Source organism: Halomonas salipaludis (assembly GCF_002286975.1).
GTDB classification, from domain to species: domain Bacteria; phylum Pseudomonadota; class Gammaproteobacteria; order Pseudomonadales; family Halomonadaceae; genus Franzmannia; species Franzmannia salipaludis.
Genome location: NZ_NSKB01000002.1, coordinates 230,586 through 253,194, shown reverse-complemented (window position 1 = coordinate 253,194; position 22,609 = coordinate 230,586). Strand labels below are relative to the sequence as shown.

Sequence of the window (22,609 nt, the reverse complement as noted above, 5' to 3'; positions counted from 1 at the left end):
GTCATCCAGTGTCGTTCAACCAGAACGGATAGAAATTGAACCATTGCAGGGGATGACGCCGAACGCGCTCGGCCAAGTGGTCGGCATGGCGCTGCATGGTGTCGGCAATCCAGGCCTCGCGCTGGCGGCGTGGCAGTTCCCCGGTGTCATCGAGGGCCTCGAAGTCGATCCGGAACCTGTCACCCTCGCGTACGCAGGCGAGGGTGTACAGCGGGCAGCGCAGCAACGTGGCAAGCCAGAACGGACCTTCGGGGAACCGGGCGCGTTCGCCGAGAAAATCGAGAAGCCGCGTTCTCCCCTCCGACAGGGAAAGACGGTCGGCGGCGATGACCACGTAGCCGCCGGTGTGAATGCGTTCGGCCAGCGCCTGGGCGGTGGCCGGAGTGATCTCGCTGACTTCGAGCACATGCGGGCGGGGTCGGCCGGTGACACGCTCGAGCAGCGCATTGAACTTGCGTGCGTTGCGGGTATGCATCATCACCGTCAGTTCGAGCCCCGGGTGCCGCTCGGCGATGGCGTTGACTACGTCGAGATTACCGTGATGAGCGACCAGGATCAGGCCGCCCCGGCCGCCTTCGATGGCGGCGCTGAATCGTTCGATGCCCGTGCCGGTCAGGCGCTCGTCGGCGATATCCCCGCTCCACGCCGCGACCTTGTCCATCAGCGTATCGCCGAAGGCGAGAAAGTGGCGATAGCTGTGCCACCAGCGGGCCAGCGGACGTTGTCCGAGATGAGGATAAAGGCGCTGCAGATAAGACTGGGAGGCGCCTCGTGCCGTGGCATGCGCCAGGAAGTACCACAGCATGACCGGCCATAGCACGAGCCGGAAGGGCCAGCGCCCCAGGTGGCGCTGTATCGCCACCATCAATGTCATGCCGGCGATGGTGCCGCGTTCGCCGATCTGAGCCCAATGACGGTTCATGAACCCACCTCTGCGGGTTGCCTTCGCAGGCGTCGGGCCAGCAGGCGGGGCAGGCGCAGCAGCATGCCGAAGAACAGGCGGGTATGCATCATGGAGATCTGGCGATTGTCGCGCCACAGTGCGAAGTGGCTGATGCCATCGCGTGGGTAATGCACACGTACCGGTCGCTGAGTCAGGGCGCCACCAGACCAGTGCCAGCGCACCAGCACTTCGGTGTCGAAGGTCATGCGGTTGCCACAGGGGTAGCGTGCCAGCAGGCGGTTGAGCGCTGCGACTGGGTAGAGCCTGACGCCGCACATGGAATCACGAATTTCCAGGGACAGGGTGTTGATCCATACCCACACATGAGTCGCGTAACGGCCATAGAAGCGTGCCCGTGGAACGCTGGTGTCGTAGCGCGGGTAACCGACCACCAACGCCTCGGGGGCCGACTCCAGTTCGGCGAGAAAGGCCGGCAGGTCCTCGCGGTCATGCTGACCGTCGGCATCCACCTGCAGGACATGCGTGTACTCCAGGCGCTGGGCCTGCTCGAGTCCGGCTCGTACCGCAGCACCCTTGCCCTGGTTGGTGGGCAGGCGCAGCAGGTGGTGTCCCATCCCGGCGAGGCGGTCGAGTTCGGCTGCACATTCGACATCACAGCCATCGTCCACCAGCAGCAGCGGTAGTCCCAGGGCAGCTAGTTCGTCACAGAGTGGGCCGATCGTGGTGGGGTGGTTATAGACCGGAATCAGGATGCAGGGACGCGCCTCAGCCATGGCCCCCTCCGTGCCGGGTCAGCAGGCGCACCTGCCCGGCGCAATGCCGGCCCTCATGTGAGTCGATGGCGAAAGCGATGCCGTCATCGCGACGCGTCAACTGCAGCGTGAAGCGCGAGCCCGGGCGTAACACACGCTGAAACTTTAAGCGCTCGATACCCTGGAACTCGCCTGTCTCACCGAAGCTGTCGTTGGCGAGTTCGATGGCCCATTGCACCATGACCACGCCTGGCACCAGCGGGTACTCTTCGAAGTGTCCTTCGAGAAAGACCAACCGTTCCGGCACTTCCAGGGTCAAGAGGCAGGTAGCGGGATCCGGGCGGCGCTCGCCCAGCCAGCGTGGTGCCTTGTTGTCGTCGAGATCGGCGAACAGTCGGTCGACCAGGCTACGGTCGAGCTTGCCCTGGGCATTGCTCGGCAGGGCATCGACGAAGCGCCAGTAGCGCGGAATGGCGACACGCTCCAGATGATGTGACAAATGCGTCCGCAGACGCTGGATCAGCTCATGGCGGGTATCGTGTCGGTGTGGCATGCGTTCGTCGTGCAGCGTAACCACGGCCCCCAGGCGTCCATCGGTGCGACCGAGATCGATACAACGGGCCTCACTGACTTCTGGCAAGGCGGTGAGGCTCAGCTCGATATGATCCAGCGAGACGCGTTTGCCAGCGATCTTTACCAGCCGATCGACGCGGCCCAGCAACTCGAAGCCAGCGGTTGCCGGCGCCACGCGGTCGGGTTGTTGCCACCCGCTTTGCGGGTCCTCCAGGAACGGCGAGCGCAGCGTCAGGCTCCCATCCATGATCGATAATTCCACACCGGGCAGGGCCTGCCAGGTGGAGCCCTGCGTTTGCCGGCGCTGGGCGATTCCGCCGGTCTCGGTACTGCCATAAATCTCGATCACAGGCGCGTGCAGCAGGCTCTCGGTGCGCTGGGCATGCTCTGCCGCGAGTGGAGCGCCGGAGGAGAACACGCGGCGGGGGCGGGGCAAGTCGTGCCACGACAGATGTTCCGGCAGTCGTGACAATTGAGCGGGAGAGCTCACCACCACTGGAGCTAGGCCGGCGTCGCCGGCCTCCTGAAGGCGAGCCGCCAGCACTTCCGGGTACCGGCACTCGTCGCCACAGAAAGGAGCGCCGGTACCTAAGGGGTGCAGCACGCCGGTAAGCAGGCCATAGATGTGCTGGTGGCTGACCTGCGAGATGATACAGCCATCGGCCAAGGGCCACAGTTCGGCATGGGCGGCCAGTTCCGCATCGAGCTGGTCGAAGCGCTTGGCCAGGCGTATGGGATCGCCGGTGGAACCGGAGGTGTAAAGGACGACCGCCGTGGCCGATGGGTTGAGCGACTCGGGATATGCAGGAGTGGTAGGGTGGTTGGCGCTCTGCTCGTCAGGAGTCTCGGGCAGCGTGCCGTCGAGCTCTGCGGCAAGCCGGGCCAGGGTTTCGGGGCGATCGTCGGCCGGCAGCACTGCGACACGACCGCTTTCCCACAGCGCAGCCAGGGCCGCGCAGAATTCCCCAGGGTGACGTCGGTAGAGTAGCCAGTGACCAGCGGGTTGGCCGGCCAGCCAACGACGCCAAGCATCGATACGCTGGGTAAGCGAGAACGGATCGACCCAGTGCCGCGGGAGTGAGTGCTGATGCGTGATTGCTCTACGCCAGGGCAATCGAGTTAGCGGAACGAATGTCACGACAAGCTCCTTCGCAACCGGTGGCGCAGCAGCCATTCACCGGCAAACATCATGGCGATCAGGGCGTAGCTGATAACGCCGTTGTATAACGTCCAGGTCGCCAGGTCGGCATATAACGCTGTCCAGCAGGCGATGGTTCCGTTGAAGACGAAGAAACCGCACCATGCCCAGGTGACCCGGCGGGTATAGCGTATTCCGGCCGGTGGCAGATCGGGGTCGTGCAGGCGCGCCAGACGCTCGACGATCGGCATACCCCGCCACAGGCTGGACAGAAAAACGGCCAGCATGACGATGCTGACGGCGACGGGGTAGGCACGCATGCCGAGTTCGGCATGCCCCAAGCCCCCCAGGGCCAGCAATAGTGCCGCCGCCAAGGTGGCCAGATATCGAGCCTGTGGCATTCGCCAGGCGAGCAGCAAGGCGCCGATCGCCAATAGAGGCCAGCTACCCAGGCGGTCATGCAGGACGAAGACCAGTACAGGCCAGGCTAGCGCCATGCAGACGCCGAGCCACTTGAGCGCTTGTCTCGGCATCTCTCAGCGGTGCATCAAACGTTCGACAGCATTGACGACGTCATCGATAGTGCGCACCGATTTGAAGTCGTCGGGGTTGATGCGCCGGCCGGTAAACTGCTTGAGTTCGACGACTAGATCCACGGCATCGATGCTGTCGATATCCAGGTCTTCGTAGAGTCGCGCTTCGGGGGTGATGTCAGCGGTATCGAGGTCGAACAACTCAACCAGTGTCTTGCGCACGTGAGCCAATATTTCGGGGCGATTCTCGGCGACGGTATCAGTTGACACGGCGGGCCTCCACGAGAGAATGCAGGGCATTCAAGTTGGAAAAATGGTGGCGGGTTTCCTCGGCTTCGGCGTCAAGCTTGATGCCGTAGTGCTTTTGCAGTGCCAAGCCGAGCTCGAGGGCATCGATGGAATCGAGCCCGAGTCCATCGCCGAACAGCGGGGCTTCAGGATCGATGTCGCTGGGAGTGATGTCCTCGAGTTCCAGCGTGTCGATAATCAGGCGCTTGAGTTCAAGCGTCAGGTCGCATGTTTGGTTCATGGTCAAATCGTTCCAGTTCCCTGTTGAAGTGATCGCTCAGCCGTTTTGTCAGTTGTCTGGCGAGCTGCCCGGTCGGCTGTTGGTTATCGTCGTTGAAGGGCAGGTCGTGGAGGACACGCAGTTCCATACGCACCTTGCCCGCCGGGATATGGTACCAAGGCTCGCCCTTGGTCAGTGTGGTGGGATTGCAGCGTATTAATACGGGGGTGATCGCCGTTCCCGTCCGCAAAGCGATGTTGGCGCCACCGCGCCTGAACTTGATGGGTTGATGCGGCTTGGTGCGGGTGCCTTCTGGAAAGAGGATCAGCGAATGGCCTTTCCTGAGGCTATCCTCGGCGGCCTCCAAAACCGCTTCGGGCTCGTTGTTGGTAATATAGCCTGCTGCGCGAATCGGGCCGCGTGTGAACGGGTTGTTGGCCAGCCGTCCCTTGACGATGCAGTTGGCATGGGGCATATGAGCCAGCAGAAAAACGACATCGATCAACGAGGGATGGTTGGCTAGGACCAGCAAGCCGGAGCGTTGCAGTCGATCCTGGTGATCGAATTGATAGTCGAGTACGCCCAGGCCCCGCATCATGCGAATGAAAGCCCGGAAGCAGCGTTGGATAAGGCGTCTTGCCAGACAATGTCGTCGCTCGTTGTCGCGCACGCATATGGACAACAGTGGGGCGACCACCAGACCGATGAAAAGGCCGCCGATGCCAAAGGCGATAAAGGAAAGAGCGGTGCCCAGTCCTCGCAACCATCTGTTCAGGCTCATTCAGCCCCCAGTTGCCACCGATGTCGGCCAGCAAGAAAAGGGGTGTCTCCGCTGAGCCAACCCATTACCTCGAGAGGGCTCGGATGGCCGCTGCGCACCGGACCAGAGGCCTTGAGCCTTCGCCCCGGGTCCAGCGTTAACCGCATACCTACGGCACAGGCGGTACCAGGGTGCTCTGTGTGCCCATGGTAAGCCGAGGGAAGCGGTCCTTCCGAAAAAATTGCCACGACGGCTCTGTGACCTTCCATGAGATACCCCTGAGCTTCGTGAAGAATCGCATCGAATTCGTCACCACAGGCCCCCAGAGCCTGCATGGGGCGACGTTGAGTGCACGCAATGGAGTGAACGCCCAGAACCGCGTTGTGAACCGACATGGAGAAGCGCGTTGGGGAGATGGGCTCGCCGCCCTCCAGGGCTTCGAGCATACCCAGAGTGTGCGTGGTATCGCCATGGCGAGAAGCATGTACCAACGGCAAGTCCGCTTCAGGATCCAGTGCGCTGAGGATCTCGCAGGTGGCGCGCCCGGTATCGTCGAGGCGCCGTCGCAACATGGCCGGCAAAGCGTTGCCTGGTGGGGAGGAGATACGATATCTCGGGTCGCAGGTGAGCATTCCCTCGTTCGCAAGCCATCCTCGCCAATCTTCGAGATGTAATGAGAAGGGCATGATTGCCGCTCGGCCAGGGTAAAAGGGACGCAATGTTAACGTAGTTGGATGGCTAATAAAAAGTCATACTTTCCTGTGTTTACGTATAGCTTATGTACAGGGTGTGGGCCTCTGATTTCCTGCGTCGGTAGCAGGTAAACATACGCATGAATCTGTAAAATCTGATATAACGCTTTTGCGGATGTCGCCGCTAGGGGGGGGTAGGTAGTTGCCAAGAGTGACGAGCCTGGATGAACCTTAAGCGCCCAATATTATTATAAACCAGAAAATGGAGGTCTTATCTTGATGCGCCATACATACGCAGGGGTACTTGTGGCTGCCTTGCTTATTTTGCTTTCGGGGTGTGCAACTAGCCGAAGCGAGATATTGTTATCGCTGCCAGAGGCGGGTTCAGGCCAATATAGTGGTACTGGGCAAGGTGTCGTGATAGGTGAAGTGATTGATCGGCGTGTCTTCGAGGAGTCTCCGCGTGAGCCAAGCACTCCCTCGCTCGGATCCGGTGGGGTTAGCCAGGCCACGGATGAGGTGAAGGCGAGAGCTGTTGGCAGGAAGCGCAATGGATATGGTAAAGCCATGGGTGATGTCCTGCTAGAAGGGGGGCTAACAGTAGAAGAGGTTGTACGCAGTAGCCTCACCGTTGCACTACAGGAGGCCGGCTACGTTGTGTACCACGAGCCAGTTGATCCTGGAAGTGATGCGCTTGTCATGGACGTCTATATCGATGAGTTCTGGGCATGGTTCAATCCAGGATTCTGGGCGATTACGCTGAATACCAAGATTGCTACTGATTTGAGGCTGAATTCGGGGGGCGTCAACGAGTTAGTGACCATTCATGCGAAGGAGCGTCGCCAAGTGGCTACCGATGGGGCCTGGATCGAGATAATTGAAAAGGCGCTGCAAGACTATCGTAATGAGGTCATGAAGAAAGTGCCGAAATTGCTCTGATAATAGGATGGTAGCCGCATAGCGATTGTGAATAGAGCGATCAAATGCCTTTCACGGTTTCCTCGGGGCCCCTTTCTTCAGCTCGCACTTCGTTATCCGCCAGTGTCAGCTGAATAATTGCCCGTTTGATGAATGCTGGCAGGCTGTTTGGCCTGCCAGTAGTTCGTTTGCGTCAAGGCTGCCCAGGAGCGGGGAAGCGCGTCGCCTGGAGGCTATCCTTTATCTTCTTGAGATGGATCAGAAAATCCTCGCCGCGGCGCAGGGTGACGCCGGTGGCCAGTACGTCGATCAGTGCCAGGTGGATCATCCGCGAGGTCATCGGCATGTAGACATCGGTGTCCTCCGGCGTGGTCACCTCGAGGGTCTCGGTGCACTCGCCGGCCAGCGGTGAGCCGGGGGCGGTGATGCCCAGCACCACCGCGCCGTTCTCCCGCGCCAGACGGGCGATCTCGACCAGTTCACGGGTGCGCCCGGTGTAGGAGATGATCACCACAACGTCGCCGGTGTGGCAGGCAGCGGCGACCATGCGCTGCATCAGCACGTCCTCGTAGGCCATCACCGGCATGTTGAAACGGAAGAACTTGTGTTGGGCGTCCTGGGCTACCGGCCCCGAGGCGCCAAGGCCGAAGAAGTGGATCTGCTTGGCCTGGATCAGGTAATCGACGGCACGCTCGACGCGCTTGGCATCCAGCGCCCGGCGCGCCTCGTCGAGGGCGGCGATGGTGGCGCCAAAGATCTTGTCGCCGTAGCCGGCGGCGTCGTCGTCACGCTCTACGCTGCGGCTGACATAGGGCGTGCCGCCGGCCAGGCTCTGGGCCAGCTTGATCTTGAAGTCGGGATAGCCCTTGGCATCGAAGTTGCGGCAGAAGCGGTTGACCGTGGGTTCACTGACCGAGGAGGCCTGGGCCAGGGTGGCGATGCTCATGCCGGTAGCCGAGGCCGGGTCGGCGAGTATCACGTCGGCGACCTTGCGCTCGGAGCGGTTGAGCTCGTCCAGTCGGTTGCGAATGCGTTCGATCAGGTCATGGCTGGACATGGGGGCTAGACTCTTGGGTAGCTGAGGCCGTCGCCGTGTTGCGGCGCCGGCTCTTGATGCATGGCGGCCGATGATGTAGTGATTTAACTACATGGTGTTGGTTATCCTAGCCTGGGGTTGTCTGGATGACCATATCCGTCTCGACGATGCTGCATCTTTGGTAGTAAAATTACAGATAAATGTTGCTTTATCCGTCGGCGAAAACGTATTTTATCGGTAAGTTAACCAAATTTCAGGGGGCAAGGCATGAGTCAGCACAGCGCAATGCCGAGCGTTGCCGACACCGAGATCGATCTGGCGCTGTTCGGCGCGCTGGGCGATCTGGCGCTGCGCAAGCTGTTTCCGGCGCTCTATCACCTCGACCGCGAGGGGCTGCTGCCCGAGGGGACCCGGCTGGTCGGCCTGGCGCGGCAGGATCTCGACGGTGAGGCGTTCCGCCAGCAGGTCGCCGATGCCCTGCAGCGGCGGGTCAAGAGTAGCGAGCAGGACAAGACCAGCCTCAAGCGTTTCATGGCGCGTCTCGACTACCTCAAGCTGGATTTCGCCAGCGTCGAGGGCTATGAGGCGATCCGCGCCTGGCGCGAAGGGTCGCCGCGGCCGATGGTGGTCTACCTCTCGGTACCGGCCAGCATCTACGGAGATATCTGCCGTAACCTGCAGGCCAGCGGCAGCCTCGACGACAGCGCCCGGGTGGTGGTGGAGAAACCGATCGGCTACGACCTCGAGTCATCGCAGCAGATCAACGACGTGATCGGCGAGGTGTTCCCCGAGTCGCGGATCTACCGCATCGACCACTATCTGGGCAAGGAGACGGTGCAGAACCTGATCGCGCTGCGCTTCGCCAACCCGCTGTTTGGTACCCAGTGGAACCAGAACCATATCTCCCACGTCGAGATCACCGTCGCCGAGCAGGTCGGCATCGAGGGCCGCTGGGGCTACTTCGACCAGGCCGGCCAGCTGCGCGACATGGTGCAGAACCACCTGCTGCAGCTGCTGTGCCTGATCGCCATGGACCCACCGTCGAACCTCGACGCCGACGCCATTCGCGACGAGAAGGTCAAGGTGCTCAAGGCGCTCAAGCCGTTCGTCGGCGAGGCGTTGGGGCGCGACGTGGTGCGCGGCCAGTACACCGCCGGCACCAGCGAGGGCAACAGCGTGCCCGGCTATCTCGAGGAGGAGGGCGCCAACACCGATAGCCACACTGAGACCTTCGTCGCCATGAAGACCGAGGTCGCCAACTGGCGCTGGGCGGGGGTGCCATTCTACCTGCGTACCGGCAAGCGCATGCCCGAGAAGCTGTCGCAGATCGTCATCCACTTCCGCCAGCAGCCGCACTATATCTTCGACCCGGACCAGCGCAGCCTGGCTGCCAACAAGCTGATCATTCGCCTGCAGCCGGAGGAGGGCATTGCGCTGCAGGTGCTGACCAAGGATAGCGGGCTCGACAAGGGCATGCGCCTGCGCCCCGGGCCGCTGCACCTGGATTTCAACAACGCCTTCCCCAAGTCGCGGATTCCCGATGCCTACGAGCGGCTGTTGCTGGAGGTCATGAAGGGCCAGCAGTACCTGTTCGTACGTCGCGACGAGGTCGAGCACGCCTGGCGCTGGTGCGATCAGCTGATCGCCGGCTGGGAAGCGCGCGAGATGCCGCCGCGGCGCTACCCGGCCGGCTCCTGGGGGCCGGTCGCATCGATAGCCATGATCACCCAGGACGGTCGCAGCTGGTATGAGGACTACTGACATGAGCCAGGCTCGCCAACAACTCGCCGTGCAGCTCGCCGAGGCGGTCGCCGAAGCGCTGCGCAGCGACCTCGACGCGCAGCAGAGAGTGCTGCTGGTGGTGTCCGGCGGCTCGACCCCGGTGCCGTTCTTTCAAGCCCTGGCCGCCTATGACCTGCCGTGGTCGCGGATCGACGTGACCCTCGCCGACGAGCGCTGGGTGGCCGACGACAGTCCCGACAGCAATGCCCGGCTGGTGCGCGAGCATCTGCTGCAGGGGCCGGCCGCGGCGGCCAATTTCGTGGCGCTGACCAGTGCCGCGGGAACCCCCGAGCAGGGCGTTGCCGATGTCAGTGAACGGGTTGAGTCGCTGGCCTGGCCGGCCAGCGTGGTCATCCTCGGCATGGGTGGCGACGGGCATACCGCTTCGCTGTTTCCCGACAGCCGCGAGCTCGATCTGGCGCTGTCCAGCGACGAGCCGCTGGTGGCGGTGCGCACGCCCAGCCAGCCGCAGCCGCGGATCACCTTCAGCGCCGGCCGTCTGCATCAGGCGCGCCGCCATATGCTGCATATCAACGGCGACGACAAGCGCAGCGTACTGGCCGCGGCGCTGGGGGGCGACGACGTGCGTGCGCTGCCTATCCGCGCTTTTCTGGCCTGTCCGCTGGCGATCTACTGGGCGCCCTGACCTTTTCTGGAGACTCTGATCATGACTATCGACAAGCAGCTGCCATCCACGCGCACCACTGAGCTCGACAGCATCTGCCTCAAGGCCGAAGTGATCCCGGTGATTACCATCGAAAGGCTCGAGGACGCGGTGCCGATGGGCCGTGCCCTGGTCGAGGGTGGCCTGAGCGTGCTCGAGGTGACGCTGCGCACCGACTGTGCCCTGGAGGCGATCAAGCGCATGCGCGACGCCTTGCCGGGTGCCAGCATCGGGGTTGGTACGGTATTGACCCCGGCCCAGTACCGTCAGGCCGAGGAGGTCGGTGCCGACTTCGTGGTCACCCCGGGGGCTACCGAGGCGCTCTACCGCTACGGTGTCGAGAGCCCGGTGCCAATGCTGCCCGGTGTATCGACCATCTCCGAACTGATGACCGGCTGGCAATATGGCTACCGGCGTTTCAAGTTCTTCCCCGCCGAGTCGAGCGGTGGTGCCAAGGCGATCAAGGCCTTCGGCGCGCCGATTCCCGAGGCGCGCTTCTGCCCCACCGGTGGGATCAGCGTTGACAACGCCGACGAGTACCTGGCGCTGCCCAATGTGATGTGCGTGGGGGGCTCCTGGTTGACCCCCAAGGCGCTGGTCGAGGCCGAGGACTGGGATGCCATCCGCGAGCTGGCGCGCCAGGCGGCGGAGCGCTTCCACCACTGAGGCGGCCCTGAATACGATCTCTCTCGACAGCCCGTGCTGTTGTTCGACCCGTTCCCCGTGAGCGGGTCTTTTTTTGTAACCAGGGGGGCAGGTGACGGACAAAAGAAAGCGCGCCGGTCATCGGGAGATAGCCGGCCGCGCACAAGCGAGTTGCACTGAAGGCGTCATCCAGGCGTGGGCACCATTGCCCGTTGCCTGATGGCGTTGGTCTCACCCGCGTCCGGCGGGGCCGGTGCTGGTGAAGACCGAGGCAGTATAGGGGCTCGGTCTTTGCGGAATAAGTGGGTACAATCGAAAACTAGTGTTTCCAAAATGGAAACCTTTGCTCGATCCATCACACAACCGCTATGAGGCATGACATGGCGACCCTGGATGCGCTCAAGGTCTTCGTCGAGGTGGTGCGCAGCGGCAGCTTCACCGCTGCGGCGCGGCGCCTGGGCATCTCCAAGTCGCTGGCGTCCAAGCGCGTCGCGGCGCTGGAGGATGAGCTGGGCGTGAGCCTGCTAAACCGCTCGACGCGCTCGCTGCGGCTCACCGAGTCGGGGCAGATCTACTACGAGCACGGTCTGCGCATTCGCGAGGAGCTGGCCTCCGCCGAGGCCCAGGTGCAGTCGGTGACGGCGCGGCCCCGCGGCCAGCTCAAGGTCAGTGCCCAGGTCAGCTTCGGCTTCATGTACCTGGCCGCGCCGACCACCGCCTTCATGCGTCGCTATCCCGACGTGGCCGTGGAGATTCTGCTCGAGGACCAGCGCTTCGAGCCCATCGACGACGCCGTCGACTTGGCGATCCGCATGGGGCCGCTGCCGCCCTCGAGCCTGGTGTCGCGGCCGCTGTGCAAGGTGGTCTACGGGCTCTACGCGGCACCGGAGTACCTGGCTCGCGTCAACCGTCCCCAGCATCCCCGCGACATCCGCGAGCACGACAGCGTGTTCTACGGCAACTACGACCTCGGCGCCCACTGGCGCTTCTCACTCAACGGCCAGCCGTTGGATATCGAGCCCAGCTCACGGCTGGTGATCAACAATCTGCTGGGGGTGGTGGAGGCCGCCAAGGCCGGCTTCGGGCTGGCCTACCTGCCAACCTTCGCCGCCCGCCAGGCGGTAGCCGAGGGGCTGCTGGTACCGCTGCTGCAGCCCTACTGGAACGAGCACGGCAGCATGCTGGTGCTGTTTCGCTCGCGCAAGTACCTGCCCGACAAGACCCGCGCCTATCTTGACTTCATTACCGACTGGTTTCGCGAGCACCTGGCGTTGTAATCCGCTAGTGGACGCTGGGGGGCTGGCGGTGATTCCCCGGCTGATGGGCGGCGGGGGAGTGCGTATAATGCCGGCAAGCTTCTCGACCCAAGGATTGCAGCAGATGACCGTACGCACGCGCATCGCCCCGTCGCCGACCGGCGACCCCCATGTCGGCACCGCCTATATCGCGCTGTTCAACCTGTGCTTCGCTCGCCAGCACGGCGGCCAGTTCGTGCTGCGCATCGAGGACACCGACCGGGTGCGCTCGACGCCGGAGTCCGAGCAGATGATCCTCGACTCGCTGCGCTGGCTGGGCCTCGACTGGGACGAAGGGCCTGACGTGGGCGGCCCTCACGGGCCCTATCGCCAGAGCGAGCGCGGCGAGATCTACGCCGAGCATGCCCAGCGGCTGCTCGATGCCGGCCACGCCTTCAAGTGCTACCGCACCAGCGAGGAGCTCGACGAGCTGCGCGAGGCGCGCAAGGCCGCTGGCCTGCAGATGGCACTCAAGCCCGTCGACCTGGCGCTGCCCGACGACGAGCAGGCGCGTCGCGAGCAGGAGGGCTGGCCCTACGTGGTGCGCATGCAGGTACCCAGCGAAGGCACCTGTGTGGTCAACGACATGCTGCGTGGCGAGATCGAGGTCGATTGGGCCCAAGTCGATGCGCAGATTCTGCTCAAGTCCGACGGCATGCCCACCTACCACCTGGCCAACGTGGTCGACGACCACCTGATGGGCATCAGCCACGTGCTGCGTGGCGAGGAGTGGATCAACTCGGCGCCCAAGCACCAGCTGCTCTACGAGTACTTCGGCTGGCAGATGCCGCAACTCTGCCATATGCCGCTGCTGCGCAACCCGGACAAGTCCAAGCTCTCCAAGCGCAAGAACCCGACCTCGATCAACTACTACCGGCGCATGGGGTTCCTGCCCCAGGCGGTGACCAACTACCTGGGCCGCATGGGCTGGTCGATGCCCGACGACCGCGAGAAGTTCTCCCTCGACGAGATGATGGCCAGTTTCGATATCCAGCGCGTGTCGCTGGGCGGGCCGGTGTTCGACCTGGACAAGCTGACCTGGCTCAACGGCGTCTATATCCGCGAGGATCTCGACGATGCGGCGTTTCTCCAGGCGCTGCGCGACTGGGCCTTCAACGAAGCCTACGTCAACCAGATCCTGCCCCAGGTACGCCCGCGGGTGGATACCCTGTCCCAGGTCGCGCCGCTGGCCGGGCACTTCTTCTCCGGCTTGCCGGCCATCGACGAAGCGAGCTTCGCCGACGTCAAGCTTGAGCGCGAGACGCTGCTCAAGCTGCTGCAGTTCCTGGTCTGGCGCCTGGAAGGCGTGTCGCGCTGGGACAAGGAGGTGCTGTTGGCCGAGGTCAAGGTGCTGGGCGAACACTTCGAGCTCAAGATGAAGGCCTTGCTGGCGCCGGTATTCATCGCCGTGACCGGCTCGGCCACCTCCACCTCGGTGATGGATGCGATGGTGATCCTCGGCTCCGACATGACCCGCGCACGGCTGCGCCATGCCATCGAGGTGCTCGGCGGCGTGTCCAAGAAGCAGGCCAAGCGTTTCGAGAAGGAATTCCGCGAGCTGTGAGGCGAGGCGCGAAAAGCGGTTGACGAAGAATGAGGCGCCGGGTAGTATACGCCTCGTTCTTGAGGGACGGGGCCTTAGCTCAGCTGGGAGAGCGCAACACTGGCAGTGTTGAGGTCAGCGGTTCGATCCCGCTAGGCTCCACCATCTCGGAACGCTGCGTCCCATTCGTCTAGTGGTCCAGGACACCGCCCTTTCACGGCGGTAACAGGGGTTCGAACCCCCTATGGGACGCCACCTACTTTACCAAGAGACGCCCTTGCGGCGTCTCTTTTCGTTAGTGCACCCGCACGGCGATATGACGCGCAAGCACATGGCGTTGTCTGCTTTTCTGCCCCTTACGTATGAGCCATAAATCGGCCTTTCAGGCTTGACATATCCCCTGAGTTGTCCACGGGCGCTATGCGGCGTTGACGGCTTGTGCACAACCCTGATGTAAGCTGGGGCTGTTCGGAAAAATTCCGTTTAATCGTTATAAATCAATGACATAGAATTGCTCAAAATTTGAGCAATCTAACTGTAGCCCGCTTGTCATGGTAACTTGTGCGGCTTATCTCGAGGTTGCTCACAGTGTTATCCACAGATTGTGTGGAAAACCCATGACAGTCCCTCGGGAGGCGAGGAGTCGTCGGGGTTCGCCGTGGTGCAGCATGCTGCGCACAGGCGCAGCTTGCTGCTGCCAGCGGCGGGAGGGGCTTGTACAAGGCCTGTAATCGGTGGCGGGATGCCGGCAAGAAACGCAGCGGGCCACCCTCAGGGTGGCCCGCGCAGTGACAGACGGTGGTGCCTGTCGGGTGGTGACGGTGGGGCTACTTGGCCGGGTAGTCGCGCTCGGTGTGGCCGGTGTAGAGCTGGCGCGGGCGACTGATCTTGTAGTTGCTGCTGATCATCTCGTTCCAGTGCGAGATCCAGCCGATGGTGCGCGACACGGCGAACACCACGGTGAACATATTGGTGGGAATACCGATCGCCTTGAGGATGATGCCGGAGTAGAAGTCGACGTTGGGATAGAGCTTGCGCTCGATGAAGTACTCGTCTTCGAGGGCAATCTGCTCGAGGCGCTTGGCGATCTTGAGCTGTGGGTCGTCGGCCATGCCCAGTTCGGCCAGCACTTCGTCGCAGGTCTCCTTCATGACCTTGGCGCGCGGGTCGAAGTTGCGATATACCCGGTGGCCGAAGCCCATCAGCTTGAACGGGTCGCTCTTGTCCTTGGCGCGGTCGACGAAGCGCTGGATGTTCTCCTCGGACTCGTCGCCGATCTCGTCGAGCATGTTCAGCACGGCCTCGTTGGCGCCACCGTGGGCCGGCCCCCACAGCGCTGCAATGCCGGCGCTGATACAGGCGAAGGGGTTGGCGCCGGTGGAGCCGGCCAGGCGCACCGTGGAGGTGGAGGCGTTCTGCTCGTGGTCGGCGTGGAGCATGAAGATGCGATCCATGGCCTTGGCGAACACCGGGTTGACCTTGAACTCCTCGCAGGGGTTGCTGAACATCATGTAGAGGAAGTTCTCGGCGTAGCTCAGGTCGTTGCGGGGATAGTTGAACGGCTGGCCGATGTTGTACTTGTAGCACATCGACGCCAGGGTCGGCATCTTGGCGATCAGGCGGATCGCGCTGATGGTCCGATCCTCCTCCTTGGTGATGTCGAGATGGTCGTGGTAGAAGGCCGCCAGGCCGCCGACCACGCCGCACAGGATCGACATGGGGTGGGCGTCACGGCGGAAGCCCTTGAAAAAATTGGCTAGCTGCTCGTGCACCATGGTGTGATTGCGGATGGTGCGCTCGAACTTGTTGAACTCCTCGTCGTTGGGCAGCTCGCCAAACAGCAGGGCGTAGCTCAGCTCGACGAAGTTGGAGTTCTCAGCCAGTTGGCCGATGGGATAGCCGCGGTGCAGCAGTACGCCCTTGCCGCCGTCGATGAAGGTGATCGCCGACTCGGTGGAAGAGGTGGCCATGAAGCCCGGGTCGTGGGTGAACAGCCCCTCGGCGCTCAGAGTGCGCACGTCGATGACGTCCGGGCCCATGCTGCCAGAATAGACCGGAAATTCGATCGTCTTGTCGAGCCCGTCTACGGTCAATCTTGCTTTTCTGTCAGCCATGTCGGCCTCCTCTCCAGTTTTGTCGTCAGACGATAAGTCGTTGTCCCGCTTGCCAAGCCGGCGAAAAAGGTTCGCCCACTATAGAAGCGTGCCGGGGATTGTCAATTAGCCCATGGCGACCCGCTGTTGTGCGGGCTTTCTGTTTCTATACAGGCCTTGTATAGTTATTGGTGCTTTGCACCATTGTCCGCGCTGGCGGCGAAGGGTCAAGGCCTACACCATGGTCGCAAGCGGTCGTCGACAATTTGTCATGGTGGGCCCCAGTCCCTATAATCCACCCCGCGCGACTGGCAGGAACTGGAGGTCGTGCCGACTTGGCAGCCGGCCGAGCCCTTCCTCAAAACCACCGCCCGCTCGGGCCATGCCCGAAGCACAGAGCGGGCCAAGAGAGTGTGTATAGAGCCGTGAATAGCAAACGACCCGTTAATCTCGATATCTCCACCATCAAGCTACCGCTACCCGCCCTGACGTCGATCACTCACCGCATCACCGGCATTATCCTGTTCGTCGGCCTGATTTTTGCCTTCTGGGCGCTGGACAAGTCGCTGTCGTCCCCGGCGGGCTTCTATGCGGTGCAGGACGCCCTGGCCAACAACCTGCTGGCCAAGCTGGTTGCTTGGGGGCTGCTGTCGGCATTGGCCTTCCACTTCGTGGCCGGCATCAAGCACCTGCTGATGGATCTCAACATCGGCGTGACCCTCGAAAGCGGCATGCGCAAGGCACAGATCACCGTGGTGGTCAGTGCGGTTCTGGTGATTCTCGCAGGAGTCTGGGTATGGTAACCAATATTACGAACTTCGGTCGCAGCGGCCTATCCGACTGGCTGATCCAGCGCTTCTCGGCGGTCATCCTGGCACTCTACACGCTCTTCATCGTTGCCTACCTGCTGCTTAACCCGGGCCTCGACTACGCCACCTGGAGCGGCCTGTTCGCCCAGACCTGGATGCGCATCTTCTCGCTGCTGGCGTTCGTCTCGATTGCTGCCCACGCCTGGATCGGGCTATGGACCGTGACCACCGACTATCTCAAGCCGACCGGCATTCGCCTGGCGGTGCAGAGCGCCATCATCCTGGCCATCTTCGTGTTCCTGGTCTGGGGCATTCAAATTCTGTGGGGAGCCTGATCCATGTCCAACATGCGTAGCCTGTCCTTCGACGCCATCATCATCGGCGGGGGTGGCTCCGGCCTGCGTGCCGCGCTCGAGCTGGCCAAGTCCGGCAAGAAGACCGCGGTGCTCTCCAAGGTCTTCCCGACCCGCTCGCACACCGTCTCTGCCCAGGGCGGTATCACCTGTGCCATCGCCTCGGCCGATCCCAACGACGACTGGCGCTGGCACATGTATGACACCGTCAAGGGCGGCGACTATATCGCCGACCAGGACGCCGCCGAGTACATGTGCTCCGAGGGCCCCAAGGCGGTCTTCGAGCTCGAGCACATGGGGCTGCCGTTCTCGCGTTTCGATAACGGCCGCATCTATCAGCGTCCGTTCGGCGGCCAGTCCAAGAACTTCGGCGAGGGCGGCCAGGCGGCGCGCACCTGTGCCGCGGCCGACCGCACCGGCCATGCCCTGCTGCACACCCTTTACCAGAACAACCTGAAGAACAATACCACCTTCCTCAACGAGTGGTATGCGGTGGATCTGGTCAAGAATGCCAACGGCGACGTGGTCGGCTGCATCGCGCTGGACATCGAGACCGGCGAAGTGGTGCACGTCAAGTCCAAGGCCACGGTGCTGGCCACCGGCGGTGCCGGGCGCATCTACGCCTCGACCACCAATGCCCTGATCAACACCGGGGACGGCATCGGCATGGCGCTGCGTGCCGGCTTCCCGATGCAGGACATGGAGATGTGGCAGTTCCACCCCACCGGTATCTACGGCGCCGGTACCCTGGTCACCGAGGGCTGTCGCGGTGAGGGCGGCTACCTGGTCAACAAGGACGGCGAGCGTTTCATGGAGCGCTATGCGCCCAACGCCAAGGATCTGGCCGGCCGCGATGTGGTAGCGCGCTCGATGGTCATGGAGATCCTCGAGGGGCGCGGCTGCGGCGAGAAGGGCGACCACGTCTTCCTCAAGCTCGACCATCTCGGCGAAGAGGTGCTGGGCAAGCGTCTGCCGGGCATCGTCGAGCTGTCCAAGACCTTTGCTCACGCCGACCCGGCCAAGGAGCCGATCCCGGTGGTGCCGACCTGTCACTACATGATGGGCGGGATCCCCACCAACGTGCACGGCCAGGCGATCATGCAGGACGCCGACGGCAACGACCAGATCGTCAACGGCCTGTTCGCCTGCGGCGAGGCGGCCTGCGTGTCGGTGCACGGCGCCAACCGCCTGGGTGGCAACTCGCTGCTCGATCTGGTGGTGTTCGGCCGTGCGGCCGGGATGTTCATCGAGGGTGCGCTCAACGAGGGCATCGATTACCTCGACGCCTCTGAATCCGACGTCGATGCGGCGATGAAGCGCATGAGCCGTTGGAACGAGTCCAGCGGCGGCGAGAGCGTGCCGGAGCTCAAGGCCGAGCTGCAGGACATCATGCAGAACGCCTTCGGCGTGTTCCGCCAGGAAGACAACATGCAGGAGGGCGTCAAGAAGCTCGCCGACCTGCGCGAGCGAATCGCCAATGCCAGCATGGGTGACAAGTCCAACGCCTTCAACACCGCGCGTGTCGAAGCGCTGGAACTCGATAACCTGATGGAAGTGGCCGAGGCCACCGCAATCTCGGCACTGGAGCGCAAGGAGAGTCGCGGCGCGCACTCCCGCTACGACTATCCGGATCGTGACGACGTCAACTGGCTGAAGCACTCGCTCTACTTCCCCGCTGACAAGACACTGGGCAAGCGCGACGTCAACTTCACGCCGAAGACCGTCGATACCTTCGAGCCGAAAGTCCGTACTTATTAAGGGGGTCACGATGTCCACGCTTCAGGTATCCGTATACCGCTACAACCCGGAAACCGACTCCGCGCCGTATATGCAGGAGTTCCAGGTCGACACCAAGGGGCGCGACCTGATGGTGCTCGACGTGCTGCACCTGACCAAGGAGCAGGACAGCTCCATGGCCTATCGCCGCAGCTGCCGCGAGGGAGTTTGCGGCTCCGACGGCATGAACATGAACGGCAAGAACGGCCTGGCCTGCATTACGCCGCTGTCGGAAGTGGTCAAGAACAACAAGCTGGTGCTGCGCCCGCTGCCCGGTCTGCCGGTGATCCGCGACCTGGTGGTCGACATGGGGATCTTCTACAAGCAGTACGAGCGCATCCAGCCGTATCTGCAGAACGACACCCCGGCACCGGCCATCGAGCGCCTGCAGTCGCCGGAAGAGCGCGACAAGCTCGACGGCCTCTACGAGTGTATCCTGTGCGCTTGCTGTTCGACCGCGTGTCCGTCGTTCTGGTGGAACCCGGACAAGTTCGTTGGCCCTGCCGGCCTGCTGCAGTCCTACCGCTTCCTGGCCGATTCGCGTGACGAAGCGACCCAGGCGCGCCTGGCCGATCTCGAGGATCCGTTCAGCGTATTCCGCTGCCGCGGGATCATGAATTGCGTGTCGGTATGTCCCAAGGGCCTCAATCCGACCCGGGCGATCGGCAAGATCCGCGAGATGCTGTTGGCCAATGCCACTTAAATCGCGGCCCCAGGCTTGCTATCATGTAGCCCGGTTTTGGGCTGTGACCGAGTGTCGCAGTCCATCACGGCCCTGATCGCAGAGAGCCGGTGCCCGTGGCACCGGCTTTCGACGATCATTGGCCAGGCCGAGGCTCAGGCAACGCAGCCTGTCCAGGCATGCCGGACAGCATGACTGCCCCGCCGGCAGGGCACCAGAAACGCCGATGCGGCGACGTCGTATCAGGCGCCGACAACACCCCATCAGTGCAGGGTGACCGAGAGATGCAAGAAGGCATAATGGAGTTGATGTGGCGTACTTCTCACGTGAGTGGTGGCAATGCCCACTACGTAGAAGCGCTCTACGAGCAGTACCTCGTTGATCCCAATGCTGTCCCCGACGAATGGCGCAACTACTTCGACCAGTTGCCGCGTCCTGAAGGCAGTACCTCCCACGATGTTCCGCTAAGCCCGATTCGCGACCAGTTCTATCAGCTCGGCAAGTCACGCCGCAGCACCCAGGCCGTCAGCGCCGCCGACAGCGGCGAGAACAAGAAACAGGTCAAGGTGCTGCAGCTGATCAACGCCTACCGCTTCCGCGGGCACCAGAAGGCCGATATCGATCCGCTCGACCTGCGTAGCCCGGTTCCGGTTCCCGACCTCGACCTCTCCTTCCACCAGTTGACCAATGCCGACCTGGACACCGAATTCCAGACCGGCTCGTTCTTCCTGGGCAAGGACAAGGCGCCGCTCAAGGAGATCGTCCAGGCGCTGGACGAGACCTACTGCCGGTCGATCGGCTGCGAGATCATGCATATCGTCGACACCGAAGAGAAGCGCTGGCTGCAGCAGCGCTTCGAGTCGGTGCGTTCGAAGCCCAAGTTCAGCCCCGAGGTGCGCAAGCACGTGCTGGAACGGCTCAGCGCCGCGGAAGGGCTCGAGAACTACCTGGCCTCGAAGTACCCGGGCACCAAGCGTTTCGGTCTCGAGGGCGGCGAGTCCTTCATTCCCATGATGGACGAGATCATCCAGCGCGCCGGTGGCTATGGCACCAAGGAAGTGGTGATCGGCATGGCCCACCGCGGCCGCCTCAACCTGCTGGTCAATATCCTCGGCAAGAGCCCCTCCGAGCTGATCGAGGAGTTCGACGGCAAGAAGGTCATCGAACGCGGCTCCGGCGACGTCAAATATCACCAGGGCTTCAGCTCCAACGTCATGACCCCGGGGGGCGAAGTCCACCTGGCACTGGCCTTCAACCCGTCGCACCTGGAGATCGTGGCGCCGGTGGTGGAGGGCTCGGTGCGCGCCCGTCAGGATCGTCGCGACGACCCGGCGGGGGACAAGGTACTGCCGATCAACGTTCACGGTGACGCGGCGTTCGCCGGCCAGGGCGTGGTCATGGAGACCTTCCAGATGTCCCAGACCCGTGCCTACAAGACCGGCGGCACGCTGCACATCGTGATCAACAACCAGGTCGGTTTCACCACCTCGCATCCCGACGACACCCGCTCCACCGAGTACTGCACCGATATCGCCAAGATGGTTCAGGCGCCGATCTTCCACGTCAACGGCGACGACCCGGATGCGGTACTGCACGCCACCCAGGTGGCCATCGACTATCGTCAGCAGTTCAAGCGTGACGTGGTCATCGACCTGGTCTGCTACCGCCGTCGTGGCCACAACGAGGCCGACGAGCCGTCCGGCACCCAGCCGATGATGTACTCGAAGATCAAGAACCACCCTTCGGCGCGGGCGCTGTATGCCAAGCGACTGGTCGAGGAGGGGGTGCTCTCCGAGGATGACGCCAAGGCGATGGGCGAGACCTATCGCGAAGACCTGATGGCCGGCAACCATGTGGCCAACGCCCTGGTCAAGGAGCCCAACACCGAGCTATTCGTCGACTGGGGACCTTACCTGGGCCATGAGTGGACCGGCGATGCCGATACCACCTTCGACATGAAGCGCATGCAGCAGCTCGCCGCCAAGATGTGCGAGGTGCCCGACGGCGTTCAGGTGCAGCGTCAGGTGGCCAAGATTTACGAAGATCGTCGCAAGATGCAGGCCGGCGGCATGGGACTCAACTGGGGCTTTGCCGAGACCCTGGCCTACGCCACTCTGCTCGACCAGGGACACCCGATCCGCATCACCGGTCAGGACTCTGGGCGCGGCACCTTCTCCCACCGCCATGCGGTGGTGCACAACCAGAAGGACGGCAGCACCTATGTGCCGCTGCAGCATATGGCCGACGGCCAGCCGCGCTTCACCATTCACGACTCCTTCCTTTCGGAAGAGGCGGTGCTGGCGTTCGAGTACGGCTATTCGACGACGGCACCCAACCACCTGGTGGTCTGGGAGGCGCAGTTCGGCGACTTCTTCAACGGTGCCCAGGTGGTGGTCGACCAGTTCATCTCCTCTGGCGAGACCAAGTGGGGCCGGCTGTGCGGTCTGACCATGCTGCTGCCCCACGGCTACGAAGGGCAGGGCCCCGAGCACTCCTCGGCGCGCCTGGAGCGCTTCCTGCAGATGTGCGCCGAGCACAACATGCAGGTCTGCGTGCCGACGACACCGGCACAGATCTATCATCTGCTGCGTCGCCAGGTCATCCGGCCGCTACGCAAGCCGCTGGTGGTGATGTCGCCCAAGAGCCTGCTGCGCCACAAGGAGGCGACCTCGACCCTCGAGGAGCTGGCCCACGGCAAGTTCCACATGGTGCTGGCGGACCAGGGCAAGCTCGACGCCGAGAAGGTCAAACGCGTGGTGCTGTGCGCCGGCAAGGTCTACTACGACCTGGCCGCTTATCGCAGCGAGCATGAGCGCGAAGACACCGCGGTGGTGCGTCTCGAGCAGCTCTATCCCTTCCCCAAGGAGGAGCTCTACGAAGCGCTCAAGGGCTATACCAACCTCGAACAGATTGTGTGGTGTCAGGAAGAACCGCTCAACCAGGGCGCCTGGTACCAGAGCCAGCACCATATGCGGGTAGTTGCCGACATGCTGCACAACGGCCTGGGTCGCGAGCTCAAATTCGCTGGCCGCCCGGCATCGGCTGCCCCCGCCGCGGGCTATATGTCCGTACACGTCGAACAGCAGCGCCAACTGGTAGACGACGCCTTCAATGCATGAGGCGTCCTGCCGGACGAGAGAGAACACACAAGGA

The 22,609-nt window shown here is 62.8% G+C and carries 21 protein-coding genes and 2 tRNA genes; 13 read left to right on the top strand and 10 right to left on the bottom strand.

Annotation, left to right across the window (positions count from 1 at the left end):
- Position 1: 1 nt before the first annotated feature.
- From CK498_RS05130 to CK498_RS05095, 8 genes are read right to left on the bottom strand one after another with little or no spacing between them, the layout of a single operon-like run.
- Entirely contained in the window at positions 2-922 is a 921-nt protein-coding gene (locus tag CK498_RS05130) for an LpxL/LpxP family acyltransferase (protein ID WP_095619787.1), read from the bottom strand.
- Complete coding sequence (locus CK498_RS05125; protein WP_095619786.1) at positions 919-1,677, bottom strand: glycosyltransferase family 2 protein; 759 nt, start codon at positions 1,675-1,677, stop codon at positions 919-921. The genes CK498_RS05130 and CK498_RS05125 overlap by 4 nt, the downstream gene beginning before the upstream one ends.
- Entirely contained in the window at positions 1,670-3,367 is a 1,698-nt protein-coding gene (locus tag CK498_RS05120; RefSeq protein WP_095619785.1) for an AMP-binding protein, read from the bottom strand. The genes CK498_RS05125 and CK498_RS05120 overlap by 8 nt, the downstream gene beginning before the upstream one ends.
- Positions 3,364-3,864: a COG4648 family protein gene (locus CK498_RS05115; RefSeq protein WP_229358967.1), complete on the bottom strand. Its 501-nt coding sequence runs from the start codon at positions 3,862-3,864 to the stop codon at positions 3,364-3,366. The genes CK498_RS05120 and CK498_RS05115 overlap by 4 nt, the downstream gene beginning before the upstream one ends.
- Before the next feature lie 39 nt (positions 3,865-3,903).
- Positions 3,904-4,170: an acyl carrier protein gene (locus CK498_RS05110; RefSeq protein ID WP_229358966.1), complete on the bottom strand. Its 267-nt coding sequence runs from the start codon at positions 4,168-4,170 to the stop codon at positions 3,904-3,906.
- The gene (locus tag CK498_RS05105) at positions 4,160-4,429 is read right to left on the bottom strand and encodes a phosphopantetheine-binding protein (RefSeq protein ID WP_095619782.1); all 270 of its coding nucleotides are present in this window, start codon (positions 4,427-4,429) and stop codon (positions 4,160-4,162) included. The genes CK498_RS05110 and CK498_RS05105 overlap by 11 nt, the downstream gene beginning before the upstream one ends.
- A complete protein-coding gene (locus CK498_RS05100; protein ID WP_095619781.1) occupies positions 4,401-5,189 on the bottom strand; it encodes a lysophospholipid acyltransferase family protein in 789 nt (262 codons plus the stop codon). Before CK498_RS05100 ends, CK498_RS05105 begins: the two co-directional genes overlap by 29 nt.
- Positions 5,186-5,800, bottom strand: a complete 615-nt coding sequence (locus tag CK498_RS05095) for a beta-ketoacyl synthase chain length factor (protein ID WP_229359000.1) — start codon at positions 5,798-5,800, stop codon at positions 5,186-5,188. Before CK498_RS05095 ends, CK498_RS05100 begins: the two co-directional genes overlap by 4 nt.
- Before the next feature lie 339 nt (positions 5,801-6,139).
- On the opposite strand from CK498_RS05095, the gene CK498_RS25670 reads away from it, so the two are divergent.
- On the top strand, positions 6,140-6,799 hold the full coding sequence (locus tag CK498_RS25670; RefSeq protein WP_141246913.1) for a flagellar biosynthesis protein: 660 nt from the start codon (positions 6,140-6,142) through the stop codon (positions 6,797-6,799).
- Between the two features lie 172 nt (positions 6,800-6,971).
- On the opposite strand, the gene CK498_RS05085 is transcribed toward CK498_RS25670, so the two are convergent.
- Complete coding sequence (locus tag CK498_RS05085; RefSeq protein WP_095619778.1) at positions 6,972-7,835, bottom strand: MurR/RpiR family transcriptional regulator; 864 nt, start codon at positions 7,833-7,835, stop codon at positions 6,972-6,974.
- A 246-nt stretch (positions 7,836-8,081) separates the two neighbouring features.
- Here CK498_RS05085 and zwf point away from each other — a divergent pair, with 246 nt between their 5' ends.
- The 7 genes from zwf to CK498_RS05050 all read left to right on the top strand — a co-directional run bounded on the left by zwf (position 8,082) and on the right by CK498_RS05050 (position 13,998).
- Entirely contained in the window at positions 8,082-9,575 is a 1,494-nt protein-coding gene (gene zwf, locus CK498_RS05080) for a glucose-6-phosphate dehydrogenase (protein ID WP_095619777.1), read from the top strand.
- Between the two features lies 1 nt (position 9,576).
- On the top strand, positions 9,577-10,242 hold the full coding sequence (gene pgl, locus CK498_RS05075; protein ID WP_095619776.1) for a 6-phosphogluconolactonase: 666 nt from the start codon (positions 9,577-9,579) through the stop codon (positions 10,240-10,242).
- A gap of 21 nt (positions 10,243-10,263) precedes the next feature.
- Entirely contained in the window at positions 10,264-10,926 is a 663-nt protein-coding gene (locus tag CK498_RS05070; protein WP_095619775.1) for a bifunctional 4-hydroxy-2-oxoglutarate aldolase/2-dehydro-3-deoxy-phosphogluconate aldolase, read from the top strand.
- Positions 10,927-11,285: 359 nt separating this feature from the next.
- Entirely contained in the window at positions 11,286-12,182 is an 897-nt protein-coding gene (locus CK498_RS05065) for a LysR family transcriptional regulator (RefSeq protein ID WP_095619774.1), read from the top strand.
- A gap of 103 nt (positions 12,183-12,285) precedes the next feature.
- Entirely contained in the window at positions 12,286-13,764 is a 1,479-nt protein-coding gene (gene gltX / locus CK498_RS05060) for a glutamate--tRNA ligase (RefSeq protein WP_095619773.1), read from the top strand.
- A gap of 68 nt (positions 13,765-13,832) precedes the next feature.
- Positions 13,833-13,908, top strand: a tRNA-Ala gene (locus tag CK498_RS05055).
- 14 nt (positions 13,909-13,922) lie between these two features.
- Positions 13,923-13,998: transfer RNA gene (locus CK498_RS05050), tRNA-Glu, on the top strand.
- A 572-nt stretch (positions 13,999-14,570) separates the two neighbouring features.
- Here the strand turns inward: CK498_RS05050 and gltA are convergent.
- On the bottom strand, positions 14,571-15,857 hold the full coding sequence (gltA, locus tag CK498_RS05045; RefSeq protein ID WP_095619772.1) for a citrate synthase: 1,287 nt from the start codon (positions 15,855-15,857) through the stop codon (positions 14,571-14,573).
- 404 nt (positions 15,858-16,261) lie between these two features.
- On the opposite strand from gltA, the gene sdhC reads away from it, so the two are divergent.
- The 5 genes from sdhC to CK498_RS05020 all read left to right on the top strand — a co-directional run bounded on the left by sdhC (position 16,262) and on the right by CK498_RS05020 (position 22,575).
- Entirely contained in the window at positions 16,262-16,639 is a 378-nt protein-coding gene (gene sdhC / locus CK498_RS05040; protein ID WP_198034486.1) for a succinate dehydrogenase, cytochrome b556 subunit, read from the top strand.
- Positions 16,633-16,980: a succinate dehydrogenase, hydrophobic membrane anchor protein gene (gene sdhD / locus CK498_RS05035; protein WP_089657670.1), complete on the top strand. Its 348-nt coding sequence runs from the start codon at positions 16,633-16,635 to the stop codon at positions 16,978-16,980. The genes sdhC and sdhD overlap by 7 nt, the downstream gene beginning before the upstream one ends.
- Positions 16,981-16,983: 3 nt before the next feature.
- A complete protein-coding gene (sdhA, locus tag CK498_RS05030; RefSeq protein ID WP_095619771.1) occupies positions 16,984-18,756 on the top strand; it encodes a succinate dehydrogenase flavoprotein subunit in 1,773 nt (590 codons plus the stop codon).
- Positions 18,757-18,766: 10 nt separating this feature from the next.
- Complete coding sequence (locus CK498_RS05025) at positions 18,767-19,477, top strand: succinate dehydrogenase iron-sulfur subunit (RefSeq protein WP_095619770.1); 711 nt, start codon at positions 18,767-18,769, stop codon at positions 19,475-19,477.
- A gap of 263 nt (positions 19,478-19,740) precedes the next feature.
- A complete protein-coding gene (locus CK498_RS05020) occupies positions 19,741-22,575 on the top strand; it encodes a 2-oxoglutarate dehydrogenase E1 component (protein ID WP_095619769.1) in 2,835 nt (944 codons plus the stop codon).
- The last annotated feature ends 34 nt before the right edge of the window (positions 22,576-22,609 follow it).

Bases quoted from the DNA above. Each gene is read 5' to 3' on its own strand.
- gltA (WP_095619772.1), bottom strand. From the start codon at position 15,857: ATGGCTGACAGAAAAGCAAGATTGACCGTAGACGGGCTCGACAAGACG.
- zwf (WP_095619777.1), top strand. From the start codon at position 8,082: ATGAGTCAGCACAGCGCAATGCCGAGCGTTGCCGACACCGAGATCGAT.
- sdhD (WP_089657670.1), top strand. From the start codon at position 16,633: ATGGTAACCAATATTACGAACTTCGGTCGCAGCGGCCTATCCGACTGG.
- CK498_RS05070 (WP_095619775.1), top strand. From the start codon at position 10,264: ATGACTATCGACAAGCAGCTGCCATCCACGCGCACCACTGAGCTCGAC.
- CK498_RS05095 (WP_229359000.1), bottom strand. From the start codon at position 5,800: ATGCTCACCTGCGACCCGAGATATCGTATCTCCTCCCCACCAGGCAAC.
- CK498_RS05100 (WP_095619781.1), bottom strand. From the start codon at position 5,189: ATGAGCCTGAACAGATGGTTGCGAGGACTGGGCACCGCTCTTTCCTTT.
- CK498_RS05125 (WP_095619786.1), bottom strand. From the start codon at position 1,677: ATGGCTGAGGCGCGTCCCTGCATCCTGATTCCGGTCTATAACCACCCC.
- CK498_RS05020 (WP_095619769.1), top strand. From the start codon at position 19,741: ATGCAAGAAGGCATAATGGAGTTGATGTGGCGTACTTCTCACGTGAGT.
- CK498_RS05105 (WP_095619782.1), bottom strand. From the start codon at position 4,429: ATGAACCAAACATGCGACCTGACGCTTGAACTCAAGCGCCTGATTATC.
- pgl (WP_095619776.1), top strand. From the start codon at position 9,577: ATGAGCCAGGCTCGCCAACAACTCGCCGTGCAGCTCGCCGAGGCGGTC.
- gltX (WP_095619773.1), top strand. From the start codon at position 12,286: ATGACCGTACGCACGCGCATCGCCCCGTCGCCGACCGGCGACCCCCAT.
- CK498_RS05130 (WP_095619787.1), bottom strand. From the start codon at position 922: ATGAACCGTCATTGGGCTCAGATCGGCGAACGCGGCACCATCGCCGGC.
- CK498_RS05065 (WP_095619774.1), top strand. From the start codon at position 11,286: ATGGCGACCCTGGATGCGCTCAAGGTCTTCGTCGAGGTGGTGCGCAGC.
- sdhA (WP_095619771.1), top strand. From the start codon at position 16,984: ATGTCCAACATGCGTAGCCTGTCCTTCGACGCCATCATCATCGGCGGG.
- CK498_RS25670 (WP_141246913.1), top strand. From the start codon at position 6,140: ATGCGCCATACATACGCAGGGGTACTTGTGGCTGCCTTGCTTATTTTG.
- CK498_RS05085 (WP_095619778.1), bottom strand. From the start codon at position 7,835: ATGTCCAGCCATGACCTGATCGAACGCATTCGCAACCGACTGGACGAG.
- CK498_RS05025 (WP_095619770.1), top strand. From the start codon at position 18,767: ATGTCCACGCTTCAGGTATCCGTATACCGCTACAACCCGGAAACCGAC.
- CK498_RS05115 (WP_229358967.1), bottom strand. From the start codon at position 3,864: ATGGCGCTAGCCTGGCCTGTACTGGTCTTCGTCCTGCATGACCGCCTG.